General features: G+C 60.0%; 14 protein-coding genes. 5 read left to right on the forward strand and 9 right to left on the reverse strand.

What is annotated here, in order from left to right; translation table 11 throughout:
* Position 1: 1 nt before the first annotated feature.
* From E4M07_RS06060 to E4M07_RS06080, 5 genes are read right to left on the reverse strand one after another with little or no spacing between them, the layout of a single operon-like run.
* Positions 2-844 (reverse strand): serine protease, encoded by an 843-nt coding sequence (locus tag E4M07_RS06060; RefSeq protein WP_169054102.1) that lies wholly within the window; start codon positions 842-844, stop codon positions 2-4.
* Between the two features lie 13 nt (positions 845-857).
* Entirely contained in the window at positions 858-1,421 is a 564-nt protein-coding gene (locus E4M07_RS06065) for a DUF4384 domain-containing protein (protein WP_136657358.1), read from the reverse strand.
* Positions 1,422-1,432: 11 nt separating this feature from the next.
* The gene (locus E4M07_RS06070; RefSeq protein ID WP_136657359.1) at positions 1,433-1,924 is read right to left on the reverse strand and encodes a DUF4175 domain-containing protein; all 492 of its coding nucleotides are present in this window, start codon (positions 1,922-1,924) and stop codon (positions 1,433-1,435) included.
* A gap of 41 nt (positions 1,925-1,965) precedes the next feature.
* Positions 1,966-2,547, reverse strand: a complete 582-nt coding sequence (locus tag E4M07_RS06075) for an OmpA family protein (RefSeq protein ID WP_136657360.1) — start codon at positions 2,545-2,547, stop codon at positions 1,966-1,968.
* A 27-nt stretch (positions 2,548-2,574) separates the two neighbouring features.
* The gene (locus E4M07_RS06080; protein WP_136657361.1) at positions 2,575-3,168 is read right to left on the reverse strand and encodes a DUF4384 domain-containing protein; all 594 of its coding nucleotides are present in this window, start codon (positions 3,166-3,168) and stop codon (positions 2,575-2,577) included.
* Positions 3,169-3,309: 141 nt separating this feature from the next.
* Between E4M07_RS06080 and E4M07_RS06085 the strand changes: the two genes are divergently transcribed.
* On the forward strand, positions 3,310-3,873 hold the full coding sequence (locus tag E4M07_RS06085; RefSeq protein WP_136657362.1) for a hypothetical protein: 564 nt from the start codon (positions 3,310-3,312) through the stop codon (positions 3,871-3,873).
* Positions 3,874-3,885: 12 nt separating this feature from the next.
* Positions 3,886-4,236: a hypothetical protein gene (locus E4M07_RS06090; protein WP_136657363.1), complete on the forward strand. Its 351-nt coding sequence runs from the start codon at positions 3,886-3,888 to the stop codon at positions 4,234-4,236.
* A gap of 32 nt (positions 4,237-4,268) precedes the next feature.
* Here the strand turns inward: E4M07_RS06090 and mfd are convergent, their stop codons facing one another.
* Both mfd and E4M07_RS06100 read right to left on the reverse strand, forming a co-directional pair.
* Positions 4,269-7,772: a transcription-repair coupling factor gene (mfd, locus tag E4M07_RS06095; RefSeq protein ID WP_136657364.1), complete on the reverse strand. Its 3,504-nt coding sequence runs from the start codon at positions 7,770-7,772 to the stop codon at positions 4,269-4,271.
* Positions 7,766-8,056 (reverse strand): succinate dehydrogenase assembly factor 2, encoded by a 291-nt coding sequence (locus tag E4M07_RS06100; protein WP_136657365.1) that lies wholly within the window; start codon positions 8,054-8,056, stop codon positions 7,766-7,768. The genes mfd and E4M07_RS06100 overlap by 7 nt, the downstream gene beginning before the upstream one ends.
* Positions 8,057-8,258: 202 nt before the next feature.
* Here E4M07_RS06100 and recG point away from each other — a divergent pair, with 202 nt between their 5' ends.
* The 3 genes from recG to E4M07_RS06115 all read left to right on the forward strand — a co-directional run bounded on the left by recG (position 8,259) and on the right by E4M07_RS06115 (position 11,743).
* On the forward strand, positions 8,259-10,364 hold the full coding sequence (recG, locus tag E4M07_RS06105; protein ID WP_136657366.1) for an ATP-dependent DNA helicase RecG: 2,106 nt from the start codon (positions 8,259-8,261) through the stop codon (positions 10,362-10,364).
* Positions 10,365-10,373: 9 nt separating this feature from the next.
* A complete protein-coding gene (locus E4M07_RS06110) occupies positions 10,374-10,799 on the forward strand; it encodes a DUF1801 domain-containing protein (protein ID WP_136657367.1) in 426 nt (141 codons plus the stop codon).
* A 92-nt stretch (positions 10,800-10,891) separates the two neighbouring features.
* The gene (locus E4M07_RS06115; protein WP_136657368.1) at positions 10,892-11,743 is read left to right on the forward strand and encodes a hypothetical protein; all 852 of its coding nucleotides are present in this window, start codon (positions 10,892-10,894) and stop codon (positions 11,741-11,743) included.
* A 5-nt stretch (positions 11,744-11,748) separates the two neighbouring features.
* Here the strand turns inward: E4M07_RS06115 and E4M07_RS06120 are convergent, their stop codons facing one another.
* Together E4M07_RS06120 and glmS are read right to left on the reverse strand one after the other, a co-directional pair.
* Positions 11,749-12,465, reverse strand: coding sequence for a DUF502 domain-containing protein (locus E4M07_RS06120; protein ID WP_136657369.1), 717 nt, complete (start codon positions 12,463-12,465; stop codon positions 11,749-11,751).
* Positions 12,466-12,565: 100 nt separating this feature from the next.
* Positions 12,566-14,392 (reverse strand): glutamine--fructose-6-phosphate transaminase (isomerizing), encoded by a 1,827-nt coding sequence (gene glmS / locus E4M07_RS06125; RefSeq protein ID WP_136657370.1) that lies wholly within the window; start codon positions 14,390-14,392, stop codon positions 12,566-12,568.
* Between the last annotated feature and the right edge of the window lie 79 nt (positions 14,393-14,471).

The raw sequence follows: 14,471 nt of genomic DNA on the forward strand, positions 1-14,471 counted from the left end.
GTCAATTCCCGCCCACCGTGGAAAAGATCCAATCGCGGTAATGGGATGTCCGCGCATAGACGCCCGGATATCCTTCAAGCGCGCACCCCCTGCCGAAGCTGACGACACCGATCAGCAGGTAGCCGGTCTTACCGTCCCTGACGATAATGGGGCCGCCGCTGTCGCCCTGGCAGGAGTCTTTGCCGCCCTGCTCATAGCCGGCGCACAGGTGCATATCGGAGCGAATGCCGGAACCGTAGGCCCTCGCGCACTGCCCGTCCGTCAACTGGCGCAGATTTACCGAGTTCAGGTAACGCGAACCCTGTTGCGCGCCTGATTGCAGGTCGCCCCAACCGGCCACTTCAGCACACGTGCGTACGGGTGCAAGCCTCTTTTCCGTAGACTTGGTCGGAAGCAAGGCAAGCTGGCTGTTCGGGATGTTCGTCGGGCGTGACAGCTTCAAAAGCGCAACGTCGTTGACGATGACGTCACTGGACGTGCCGTAACGGGGGTGAATGAAAACCGCTTCGATCGAATAGGCCGGGCTGTCCAGACCGCCGTTGGATGCAACGCGGCGGATTTCCACATCGCTTTTGGAGACGCCTTCCCAGCAGTGGGCTGCTGTAAGCACCCATTGCTGATTGATCAGCGTTCCGCCGCAGAATGCACGGTCGCCGCCCCTGGGCACATGACCGACGATAAAGGGCCACTCCCCGGGATTCGCGCGGTCGCCGTTGACGATGCGCAACGTCGTTTTCCCGGTGCGCGGATCCGTACACTCCATCTGGCTTTGAGCAAATGCAGAGACGCTTGGCACGACAAGCATCAGGCCGGGCAACAAAATCCTGATAAGTTTGCTGAACATGTTCGCAGACATCCTAGTTCGTTATCCTGTATTCCAGGTACAAGACATCGCGTGCCGTGCACCTGGAAGACGACTGGCGGTGTGAACGCAGATGCCTGTTCATCACAGACTGGCGAACACGCTGGCCCGGGATATCGTAATCGTCTTCCGGCAATTGCAGATCGGGTGACTTCGTCAGCGCGATCGAGACCTTGCCCAAGCCGATCCCTTCATCCGGCGGATGATAGAGGGGGAACGTGTCGCGGCCGCCGAAACAGTACTCCTTGCCGGCGACGACCTCGGCATAGGTTTCGCCGTTCTTGTGGGTGAGTTCATTGGGGTAGAGTTGCTCGAAGTCGCCTTTGATCGGCGCGTCGAAAACAGCAACGTAACCGTTCTCCGCTGCCGTGAAGCACAGCACCAGAAGTTCGTTGACACGAAACGTGTTTTTCGAGTTGCGTGCGCCACGCTCGTAGTCATCAAATCCGGTCATGAAACCGTTGATGCACTTGGCGTGGGAAACCGTTGTTCCTGCGCCCATAATCGCCGATGAAAGCACTACGGCGGCAGCGGCGCGAATAGCCTTTTTCTTTAACATTCCACTCCCCATCAACTGGTGGAAATCAGGATCTCCACGGGCTCGGATGACTTCTCACGGACCGTACCGCTTCCTTTCAGCGTGTGGCCGTAAGTGGATTTCAGTTGCACATCTATCTTCAACGGATAGGTGACATCGTCGGATACCGGGACGGAAACGGCATAAGGAGGACCGGCCTTGGTCGTTGAGACTTCGACCGTCGGCTTCGTTGCGCCTGCTCCCGTCACGGTAATGGTGAAGGTGGACCCTTGCGGAACGAGCAATCGCTCGCGGTAAATAATACTCAACTGCACGGCGTCCGTTCCCGTAACCTCCAGGCTCTTGCCTTCCCTGGGGTTGTTCCTGGGCGTCCGCGCGGCCGCAACGCTCTTCGTCGACTCGGGCTTGGTCACCGCCTTGGGCGGCGCCGTTCCCGCCCCCGGCCGACCGAAGGCGTCCTGATACGACCAATTTGTTCCGCACCCGCTTATCGCGAGTGAGATCAATAAAAGGACCGGAAGCATGAAACCGGGAATTCCTGACTGTCGCGTTGTTGCTGTCATCGTCAGTTCGGCTCCGCGGATACAGGGGTGAATTCTACGCGCCGGTTGACGGACGCGTTGGGCTTATCCGGATCGAGAAGTTGCACTTCACCGAAGCTGCGGACCTTCACTGTCAATGGAAACTCCAACTCCGCCAGCAGTTGCCCGGCTGCGGACTTGGCCCGTTCCATGCCCAGTATCTCGTTCGATTCCTCGGATCCCACGGCGTCGGTGTGTCCGTCGATGAAATAGGCGGACTGGCTCAGTTCCTCGTCGTTCTTGATGACGTCGGCAATCTTCTTCAGAAGCGTGCGCGCGTCCGGCGTGAGGTCTGCGCTACCGAACTCGAAATTGATCGCGAAGCTCACGGCTTCGACTTCGGGTTCGCTCTCGACGATCGAAATGCTGCGCTTCATCGAGTTGGACTGGCTGTCCTTGAGCGCGCATTTGATCTCCTGCTCGCTGGCGGTGGAGGTCAGCACCTGCGGCAGCGTACCGCAGGTGCTGGCCATCGACGCCGGCGCCTGCCAGCCGATGGCCAGAGCAGCCACGGCCAGCAGTGCCAACACGGAACGTTCGCCAGACTTGATCGGGACTGTGAACATGGCTGTCTCTTTCTCGGCCGTCGCCGCCTATTCCGTAATCACATATTCCAGGGTCGTTTCACGAACGGCGGAGTCGTTTGCCGACTCGAAGAACTGGTTGAGTGTGTCCGAAGTTTCCGATGCCGGTTCAATCGACTTGGGAAACGTGTCCTTCTGGTCGAACATCCCCTGCAACAGGGTGTCGAAGGTGGAGCTGTCTCCGGTGATGGCTATGAACTTGACGATCTCGGTTCCGCCGGCGCCGGTTGCTTCGAAATGATACTTGGAATCTTCCTGCGGAAGCATCAGCGTGTCTTCGCTTTCAACCTCGCCGCCCTCATCGAACTTGTTGGGATAGATCATCGAGATGGTTCCCTCGGAATCCATGTTCAGGATGTAGAGCTTTGCGCCCTCGATTCCGGTGACTTCGAATCCGATCTGGTCGCCGACGTGCAGAACGCCTTTGGAGAAAACCGCCTCATCCTTTACCTTGATGGGCGTTATCGTGGCACTGATCGGATTGGTTGCGTTTTCAACTGCCGCGATAGAGCGGAATTTTTCGGTTGACGCGTTCTCGGCATAGGCTCCCAGCCCCCCGGAAACACAGAATATTGCCGTTGCAATCAGGAGCGACTTGCGCATTGTATTAATCCCTTGCTGAGCTAATTTTCACCTGTTGGGTTGCAGTATCACATATAAGGCCTATGCACTCAATCGTGGTAGACTTTACTATATTTATGCGGGACTACTAATTTTTTGGGGGCGGATTTCAGGCATTTTTCTATGGACAAAATTGTAAATATTGAAACACTGAAAGTGCTTCGTCAGGCCCGGACAGCATTCCACGACCAGTTATGTCGCCTGTCGAAGGAAAGCGATCCGCGTTTTCTCAGGCACCTCAGACACGACAACGTATTTGTCTTCGTCGAGTTCTTTTTCCTGCTGAATTCGTTTGAGCTCACCCAGTCACCGGAGAAGTTCGAATCCTATGTACGCAACCATAACGAGCAAATATCCAAGCTGGTCGAGAACCGGGACCAACGCGGATTGATGGGGCTTGAGGTTCCCAGGTTGAAGCGCGGCCTGTTTTCCGACGACCAGATAGAAAAGGCGAAAGCCAATCTGATGACCAGCACACCGGGCCTCGATCAGGCTGACATGCAGCGCCTGATGATCACGCTATTCTCGCATGAGACCGCGCGTCAGGTTCTGGAGAATCTTGAAACGGCCGGTTTCATGACGAGAATAGCAACGCCATATAAGTCCAAGATAATCCAATCGAGCGGAATCGCTGAGGATGCCTATCTGGATTATCTTGAGTATGTCCGTTCTCAAATGCCGCGATAAGGAGCCTGTTAGATGTTCAAGGTCTGGGTAATTCCGGTTGCCGCCGCGCTGACGATTGCCGGGCCGGCCATGGCGGATCAGTCTTGCGGCGAAACCGGAACGCCGATCAACAATTCCGTTCGCGCCGTTTTCGCGCAGTCCAGCGACCCGACGATCAAGGCTTGGACAGGGTACATGAACGACCGGTTTTATGCCGACCTGGCCTGCCTTGCTTCCAGGAACGGGGTGAATGTCGAAAACCTGTCGGCTGGCGAATTGCTGGCAGAGTTGGACAGCGGAGCGAGCCCTCGCAATCAGTCCGATGCATTGCTGATCGTATTGAGCGCCATGGAAGCCTCGCAGCACAACAAGCTCAGCAAATAGGGCCGCTCCATTGAGATGCCCGGCGGTCGACGCTACCCGGCGTCGGCGATCTCGGCGAGTTTCGTCATGATGACCGCCGCGCCGCCCAGCCGCTTTTCCGCGCTCGGCAGATCCCGCACGAAGAATATACTCTGATCCGGCCTGATCTTCGCGAGCGAACCGAGCGTGCCGAGATAGGCGACGAGGCCGGCGGGATTGGGAAACTCTGCATTGCGGAACTGCACGACCACCCCTTTCGGACCGGCATCGAGCTTTTCAACGTTCGCGGCCCGGCAAAGCGATTTCAGGTAAACGATCTTCAGCAGATGCTGCACCTCCTGGGGCAGCGGACCGAACCGGTCGATGAGTTCGGCACCGAAAGCGTCGATTTCATCGGGCGTCGTCAGGTCGCCGAGACGACGGTAAAGCCCCAACCTCAAGTGAAGGTCCGGAACGTATTCGTCGGGGATCATCACCGAGGTCCCGACCGTGATCTGAGGAGACCAACCGGTATCGACGATGTCATCCTCTCCCTTCAGTTCCGAAACCGCCTCCTCGAGCATGTGCTGGTAGAGTTCGAAACCCACTTCCTTGATGTGCCCCGACTGTTCCTCGCCCAGGAGGTTGCCGGCCCCGCGGATATCGAGATCGTGACTGGCCAGCTGGAATCCGGCGCCCAGCGTATCCAGCGACTGCAGAACCTTGAGCCTTCGGTCTGCAGTTGCAGTCAGCGTCCGGTTGACCGGCAGCGTGAACAGGGCAAAGGCGCGGACCTTCGAGCGCCCTACCCTGCCCCGCAACTGGTATAGCTGCGCGAGGCCGAACATGTCGGAGCGGTGAACGATCAGCGTGTTGGCGGTCGGAACATCGAGCCCGGATTCAACGATCGTCGTCGACAGCAGGACGTCGTACTGGCCGTCATAGAAGGCGTTCATGATGTCGTCGAGTTCGCCGGCCGGCATCTGCCCGTGCGCAACGGCGACCTTGAGCTCCGGAACATCAGCTTCGAGGAACGCCTGTATCTCGCCCAGGTCCGATATGCGCGGGCAGACATAAAAGCTCTGGCCGCCGCGATAATGCTCGCGCAGGAGCGTTTCGCGGATCACCAGCGGGTCGAAGGGCGAGATGAATGTGCGGACCGCGAGGCGATCGACCGGCGGCGTCGTGATCAGCGAGAGTTCCCGCACGCCCGTCATCGCAAGCTGCAACGTGCGCGGGATCGGCGTCGCCGACAGTGTCAGGACATGGACGTCGCTCTTGAGCTCTTTCAGGCGTTCCTTGTGCTTCACACCGAAATGCTGCTCCTCGTCGATCACGAGAAGCCCGAGATTGGCGAACTTGATGGCCTTGCCGAGCAGCGCATGGGTGCCGATGACAATGTCGGTCTTGCCGTCGGCCAACTCCTTCTTCGTCAGGCTCAGCTCCTTCTGGCCGACAAGACGCGACGCCTGTTGCACGCGGATCGGATAACCGCGCAGTCGGTCGGAGAAGGTCTTGTAGTGCTGGCGCGCGAGCAGCGTCGTCGGAACGACAACCGCGACCTGCACGCCGTTCATGGCCGCAATGAACGCCGCGCGCAGGGCAACTTCCGTCTTGCCGAAACCGACATCGCCGCAAACGAGGCGGTCCATCGGAATGCCGCCGCCGAGATCGGACAGTACGACATCGATCGCGTGAGCCTGATCCTCGGTTTCCTCGTAGGGAAAGCGCGCTGCAAACTCGTCATAAAGACCGTCCTGCATGGTGAGCTGCGGTGCGTTGCGCATTTGGCGCTCGGCGGCGATGCGGATCAACGCGCCGGCCATATCGAGCAGGCGTTTCTTCAGCTTCGCCTTTCGGGACTGCCAGGCGACACCGCCAAGCTTGTCGAGCACCGCTTCGGCCGCGTCGGAGCCGTACCGCGAGAGCAGTTCGATGTTTTCGACCGGAAGGAAGAGTTTTGCGGCCTCGGCGTAGCGAAGTTCCAGGCAGGCATGGGGAGCGCCGGCCGCCTCGATCGTGCGGAGCCCGATGAACTTGCCGATGCCGTGCTCGGCGTGAACGACAATGTCGCCCTCTTCGAGACCGGAGACCTCGGTTATGTAATCGGAGCCCTTCTGGCGCCGGCGTCCGCGCCGCACCAGACGGTCGCCCAGTATGTCCTGCTCGCCGATGACTGCCAGACCGTCAATCTCGTAGCCGCTTTCAAGATTGAGGATGGCGGCGGCGGCCTCTCCGGGCTTGAGGTTGCGGGTCTCCGCCAGGGTCGTGATCCGGCGCACGCGCTCCAGGCCGTGCTCTCCAAGAACCTGCAAAAGCCGGTCAAGTGATCCTTCGGTCCAGGCCGTAACGAGGACCTTGATCCCGTCGGACCTTTGTTTGCCGATATGCCGTACAACCTGGTCGAATACGTTTACCCGCGAAGCCTCGGCGCCTTTCTGTTCGACGGTGCCGGCCCAGCGGGGGCCGGCATGGGCGTCGAGATTGATTACCGGGCGTCCGGCCAGTTCCTCTTCCATGAAGGGAGACAATGTCACCGCATGCGAAGCGTTCAGTATTTCGGCCACTCCGTCCGGCGGCATGTAAAGTTGCTCGACAGGCACCGGATTGTAAGGTGTCGCCTGTGCCGATGATACCTCGGCGGCAAGGTTGCGGCGCGCCTCGAAATGGTCGACGATCTGCGTGTGGCGTTCCCTGGACGCTTCCAGGACGTGACGATCGGCGTAAAAGGCAAATCCGCCGAGATAATCGAACACCGTTTCCAGTTGCTCGTAAAAAAGCGGCAGCCAATGGTCCATGCCGGCGAAGCGACGTCCCTCGCTGATCGCCTGATAGAGTGCATCATCCCGCGTTGCCGCGCCGAAGAGCGACAGGTAGTTCTTGCGAAAGCGGCTGACCGTTTCCGCGTCCAGCGACACTTCGCTCATTGGATGGAGAACCATTTCGCGGGCTTGGCTGGTGGTTCTTTGCGTCGCCGGATCGAAACTGCGGATGCTCTCCAGCGTGTCGCCGAAGAAATCGAGCCGCAACGGTTCGTCGTAGCCCGGAAGGAACGCGTCCAGAATACCGCCGCGGATCGCAAATTCTCCGACTTCGCGAACGGTCGGCACACGTTCGAACCCGTTGCCGGACAGCCGATCTGCAAGTTCGTCCATCCTGATCTGGTTGCCCGGCTTGGCCTGGAAGCCCAGTCCCGCGAGTTGGGAACGCGGCGGCACCTTCTGCATCAGGGCGTTGATCGAAACCAGGACGATGGCCGGATGGGGGTTCGCTTCGTATTCGATGAGCGCGCTCAGCGCAGACAGGCGCCTCGCGGCCGTATCGGCGCTTGGCGATACGCGGTCATAGGGAAGGCAGTCCCAACCGGGCAGTTGCAGGACGGGAATGTCCGGTGCGATAAACTCGAGGTTCTGCGCGACATCGGCCATGCGCTGGCCGTCCGACAGTACGAAGGCCACGGCCTGTCCCTTTCGGGCCGCCTCAGCAAGGACTATCGGCTCCGCCCCCGCCGGCACGTTTGCCAGGGTCGTCGGTGCCGTTGCGTTGAAGATCCGGTCGGCAGCGATGCCCGTCAACATGCTGCGTCACTCTGCCGGTATGCGCGGATTTTCTGAAACAGGGCCGTGTCGTGTTCCCGCGGCACGGCCACTTCGCCGGTCACCCATTGGATGAGATCCCGGTCGTCGACCGCAAGCAGCGATTCAAATATGTCCATCTCCTCGGCGCTGAGTCGGTCGATATTCTTATCGGCGAAATGACCCAGAATAAGGTCCATTTCCCTGATCCCACGATGCCAGGCGCGAAACAGAATGCGTCGCCTTCTGGGATCCAGTTGTTCGCTCGTGCGGGTGGTGCCGGTCATGTTCGGTTTGTATTCCTGCTGATTATGCGTCTCTATAAAGGAGGCAATTTGAAATGTCAGCGTCGCGATCCAACATAGGATCGTTTGATGCTTGCTTGGCCATGGGAATTCACGCGGGGACCAGATGGCAGATAATTCCGGAAAAATTTTGGACAAGTGCCATGATCGAAATCACATCGCCGGCTGCATGAGGACCAGGTGAATGCGGCCCAGCCTGCTCGATCCCCTTTTTGCACCGATAACGTCTTTTTCCGGCATCGGACCCAAGATCGCGGCCCTGATTGCACGCGCGATCGGTCGGGAAAACGCCGACGAGACACGGGCCGTCGACCTGATTCTCCAGCCGCCGCACAGGATCATCGACCGCAGGAACCAGCCGGGGATCGCCCATTCTCCGGAGCACAGCATTGTGACGCTGAAACTGCACGTAGACAGGCATCTGCCGCCCCCCAGAGGAAAGAGCAACGTGCCCTACAGGGTGTTTGCGCACGATGAAACGGACGAGATCGCGCTGACGTTCTTCCACGCCCGGCAGAACTGGCTCGAAAAGGCCCTGCCCGTTGGCGAGACAGTGCTTGTCAGCGGCAAGGTGGAATGGTTCAACGGCCGCGCCTCGATGGTTCATCCCGACCACATGGCCCTGGAGAAAGACGCGGGCGCCTTTCCCCTGGTGGAGCCGGTCTATCCGCTGACCGCCGGGCTGTCGCCGAAACTCCTGCAGCGCGCCATCGACAGCGCCCTGGCCGTCATGCCGGACATGCCCGAATGGCTGGATGAGGCCTTCTTGCGCAAGAACGGGTTTGACGGTTTCACGGGCGCGGTTCGCCGGCTCCACGACCCGCGCGACGAATCGGACATCAGCGCCGATGCGCCGGCCCGCCGACGGCTTGCCTATGATGAACTTCTTGCCGGGCAGTTGTCGCTGGCACTCGTGCGCCAGAGGATACGCCGGCTGCGCGGCAAGCCCGTTCGCGGAGACGGATCGATACGGGAAAGGCTGCAGGCCGCGCTTCCGTTCAAGCTCACCGCCAGCCAATCCAAGGCGATTTCCGAAATACTCACGGATATGGACAGCTCCGACCGCATGCTCCGGCTCCTGCAGGGCGACGTCGGCTCCGGAAAGACGGCGGTCGCCCTGTTTGCCATGGCCGCATGCGCCGAGGCCGGCGGTCAGGCCGTGTTGATGGCACCGACCGAAATCCTCGCCCAGCAGCACTTCGCAACGATCGAGGCGCTTGCACAAAAGGCGGATCTGACGATTGAACTGCTGACCGGTCGGACCAAGGGAAAGGAACGCGAAGCCGCCCTTTCCCGTATCGCAAGCGGTGAAGCCCGGATCATCGTCGGAACGCACGCCTTGTTCCAGGAGAGTGTCAACTACCATGACCTGCTGCTGGCTGTCGTCGACGAGCAGCACCGCTTCGGTGTTCATCAGCGCCTGCGCCTGACCGCAAAGGGTTCGGCGCCGCACATGCTCGTCATGACAGCGACACCGATACCGCGGACACTGGTGCTGGCCGCATTCGGCGACATGGATGTCTCGCGCCTGACGGAGAAGCCGTCCGGAAGGCAACCGATCAAGACGGTGACCATTGAGCTCGAACGCATCGGCGATATCGTAGCGCGCCTGCGCGATGCCATATCGAACGGACGGAAGGCCTACTGGATCTGCCCGCTTGTCGAGGATTCCGAGCTTTCCGATTTGATGTCGGCTGAGCAGCGCCATGCCTATCTCGCGGCGGAATTCGGTTCGCTTGCCGACGTGGTTCATGGACGCATGAGCAGCGCGGAGAAAGACCGGGCCATGCAGGACTTCAAGTCCGGAAAGACCCGCATCCTCGTGGCCACGACGGTGATCGAGGTCGGCGTTGACGTTCCGGACGCCTCGATAATGGTCATCGAACATGCCGAGCGATTCGGCCTGGCGCAATTGCACCAACTGCGCGGCCGCGTCGGTCGCGGCTCAGAGGCGTCGAGCTGCATTCTCTTATACAAGGCGCCGCTGAGCGAGACCGCCAGGGCAAGGCTGTCGATCATGCGTGAGAGCGACGACGGGTTCCGTATCGCCGAGGAGGACCTGCGCCTGCGCGGCGAAGGCGAACTCCTGGGCACGCGGCAATCCGGTACGCCCGGATTCAGGCTGGTCGATCTCCAGGCGCACGGCGACCTGCTCGAAGCCGCGCGGGATGACGCCCGTTACATTCTCCAGAAGGACGCGGCGCTGGCCGGCGAACGTGGCCAGGCATTGCGTAATCTGCTCTATATATGGCGGCGGGACGAAGCAATCCGGCTGCTCCAGGCAGGTTAGGAACCTCATATGACACCTTTTCAATCGTCCGATGTCGAAGCCGTGTTTTCCGGCTACCCCGAACCGGTCAGGAGCAGCATGCTGGCCTTGCGGGAGCTTGTGTTCGAAGCAGCGCAGACCGACGGCGTCGGCGAGATCGAAGAAACGCTGAAATGGGGCGAGCCGAGTTATCTGACCCACCGCCCGAAAAGCGGATCGACCGTACGCATCGACTGGAAACCGGACAGACCGGAACAGTGTTCGATCTTTTTCCACTGTCAGACCAGCCTGATCGCGAACTGCAGCGAGCTTTATCCGGACCTTTTTGAATTCGAGGGCAATCGCCGCATGTCGTTTGCCGCCGCCCACCCGCCCCCGGCGGAGGCGATCCGCCATTGCCTTGCCCTGGCCCTGACCTATCACCGGCGAAAGAAGTCCGCCGCCGCGCCCGCCTGACGGTAGTTTTTAACGGGCGCTGCGACCGACTTGCGGGCCCCCGGTTTCGGCGCTAGTAGGATGCGGTATCCATCCAGCCGGGGGCTCATTTCGTGACAATCAAGCACAAGGTCGTCTTTGCCGGTCTCGCACGCGATTGCGCACATGCGCTCCCCAGAATTCTCGGGATCATTGAAGACTTCGGAAACGGTCTCGACGATTGGGGCTACGTTTTCCTGGAAAACAATTCCGTCGACAGGAGTTTCCGGAAGCTCCAGGCCTTCGACCGCCGCCACGGACGCGGAATCGTAAGGTCCTACGGCGATCTTCAGGCCGAAATCCCAAAGCGCACGGCCCGCCTGGCAATGTTGCGCAACAGGTGCATCGAAGAAATTCAATCAAGCGACAGGCTGCGCGATTTCGACTACCTGATCGTCATGGATCTCGATGCCGTGAATGAGCGCTTCGACAAAACGCGCATACTTGAACTCCTTGATACGCGGGAACCGGACTGGGCGGCCATCTTTGCCAACCAGAGCGAACGCTACTACGACATATGGGCGCTCAGGCACCCGACCTGGTCGCCGGACGATTGCTGGAAGCGTGTGAGAGAGCGGCCCGAAGGCATGTCCCACGAGGATGCGGTCAAGGAATTCGTGGTGAACCGGCGCAAAAGCCTCGATCCAAGCAGGGGCTTCGTGGAGGTCGACAGCGCTTTTGGCGGATTTGGCCTGTACCGTATTCAGGACATTCGTGATTGTCGCTATTCAGGCATTGCGGATGACGGTTCGGAAGTCTGCGAACACGTTGCCTTCCACGCGTGCCTGAGGAAAAACGGCGGTCGTCTGTTTATCGACGCGACGCTCATCAATGGCCGCGGCAACCACAGGCACAACGCCGGCATGGGCCTGAAGACGGTCCTGCTGCGCGCCATCAACAAGAAAATGAACAGGCCGCACTACTGACGCTTCTATTCGGCCGCCGTCTGGCTTTTTTCCTGCTCGCGCCGCTCCAGCGCCTCCTTTGCCAGTTCCTCGGTCTTGGCGTGATATTCGGGCGCAACGAGGCCGGCCGAGATGACCATCTTGGCGGCTTCCTCCACCGTCATGTCGAGAATAATGATGTCCTGCCGGGGAACGAAGAGCAGGAATCCAGAGGTCGGGTTCGGTGTTGTCGGCAGGAACACCGAAATCGTGTCCTCGCCCGCGTCGTGAAGCCGCGAATCCACCTCTCCCTTGGTCTCCGTTGCCAGGAAGACCATCGACCAGATGCCCCGGCGTGGATACTCGATAAGCCCGGCCCTGTTGAATGAATTGTTCTGCTCGGCGAGCACCGTCTGGAATATCTGCTTAAGGCCCTTGTAGATGCCGCGGATCAGCGGCATGCGGTTGAGAACCGATTCGCCGTAAGCGACGATTGTGCGGCCGATCAGATTGGCGGTCAGGAAGCCGACCACGGTGATGAAGACCAGCGCCGTCAGAAGGCCGAAGCCGGGTATCGAGAAAGGCAGATAGTTGTCGGGGTTGTAGACCGCCGGCAGGTACGGCTTCACCCACCCGTCGACCCACATGATGAACGACCAGGTCAGGTAGGCGGTTATCGCCAATGGCGCGCAAATGATCAGTCCGGTCAGGAAGTAGTTCCTGATCCTGGTCGACGCTGACAGGCGAGTTTGTTTTTCAGACATTCACCAAGCCGCAACGGGAAGCAGACGATTTGCGAACTAATATAGGAAGATCGGCGGCTAGCAACAAGCGCAGATACCGCCCGTTCCGGCCGCTTTCCCGTTACTCGACCGTTACCGACTTGGCCAGATTGCGGGGCTGATCGACGTCCGTTCCCATGAACACAGCCGTATGATACGCGATCAGTTGAATCGGCAGCGTAAAGATCAGCGGCATCATCAGTTCGTCGACATTCGGCAGGGTGATGGTCGCCAGCGTTTCCAGTGTCGATGCGGCGGCGCCGTTCTCGTCCGTCACGAAGATGATGCGGCCGCCGCGCGCGGCAACCTCCTGCATGTTTGAGATGGTCTTTTCATAGTGACGGTCGTAGGGCGCGATCACGATGACGGGCATGTTCTCGTCAATCAGTGCGATCGGCCCGTGTTTCAGCTCGCCCGCGGCATAACCCTCGGCGTGGATATAGGATATCTCCTTGAGCTTGAGCGCCCCTTCCATCGCCAGTGTGAAGTTCGTTCCCCTGCCGAGATAGAGCACATTCTTGTATTTCGACAGTTCCCGCGAGAGGTTCTCAAGCTGCGGCTGAATGGTGTTGAGCACGGTCGAGGCGATGCGGGGCGCTTCTGAAAGCGCCCGCACCATGTTGGCCTCTTCGTCGGCAATGAGCGTGCCGCGGGCTCGGCCGGCCGCGATGGCCAAAGCGGCAAAGGTCGCAAGCTGGCACGTGAAGGCCTTGGTCGAGGCAACGCCGATCTCGGGGCCGGCCAGCGTCGGGAACACGGTATCGGCCTCACGGGCGATGGTTGATTCGCGTACATTCACGATCGCCCCGATCGTCAGCCCGTGCTCCTTGCAATAGCGGAGCGAGGCCAGCGTGTCGGCGGTTTCGCCCGATTGAGACACGAACAGCGCCGCCTGATTGCCGGGTAATGGCATTTCCCTGTAGCGAAACTCGGAGGCCACATCGATCTCGACCGGCAGGCGCGCGTAGCGCTCGAACCAGTATTTGCCGATCTGCCCGGCATAATAGGCGGTGCCGCAGGCGGCGATCTTGATGCCGTCAATGGCGGAAAAATTGAGATCCGACGCGAAGTTGCGGACCTTTCCCGCGGTGAAGTCGATATAGTGCGCCAGCGTGTGCGACACGACCTCCGGCTGCTCGTATATCTCCTTCTCCATGAAATGGCGGTGGTTGCCTTTTTCCACCTGCGCGTAGGCTGTCGAGGCCCTCGAGCGCGGGCGTTCGACCGCATTGCCGGCGGTGTCGAAGATCTCGACGCCGTCGCGCCCAACGACAGCCCAATCGCCATCCTCGAGATAAGTGATCTCATCGGTGAACGGCGAAAGCGCGATCGCATCCGAGCCCAGGAACATCTCGCCCTCGCCGTGGCCGACCGCGAGCGGCGGTCCGTTGCGCGCGCCCATGATCTTGCCGTCTTCGCTGTCGAAAAGAACGGCGAGCGCGTAGGCGCCCTTGATCAGCCCCAGTGTCGCCTGCATGGCCTCGCGCGGCGATTTGCCGTTGCGGATAAGGCTGGCGAGTAGCTGCGCAACGACCTCGGTGTCCGTTTCCGTGGTAAATTGCGCGCCCCTGGCCGTAAGCTGTTCGCGGATCTCGGAGAAATTCTCGATGATCCCGTTGTGCACGACCGCCACGCCTTCGCAAAAGTGCGGATGCGCATTCTGTTGCGTCGGGGCGCCGTGCGTCGCCCAGCGTGTGTGGCCGATGCCGACATTTCCGTCCAGCGGATGGTGCGACAACTCGGTTTCGAGGTTCGCGAGCTTGCCTTCAGCCCTGCGCCGGTCCAGCCGGCCGTCGAGCAATGTTGCCACCCCGGCCGAATCGTAGCCACGGTATTCGAGCCGTTTCAGCGCATCGACGAGCAGCGGCGCAACCGGCTGTTTGCCGATGATTCCAACGATTCCGCACATAAATTACCCCTCAGATCGATGCCTTGATAACCAATCGGCCGTGCACTGCAAACGGCACCGGTTTCAAATTCAATAACAT

It is taken from the genome of Nitratireductor sp. XY-223 (assembly GCF_004959855.1).
Taxonomy (GTDB): domain Bacteria; phylum Pseudomonadota; class Alphaproteobacteria; order Rhizobiales; family Rhizobiaceae; genus Hoeflea_A.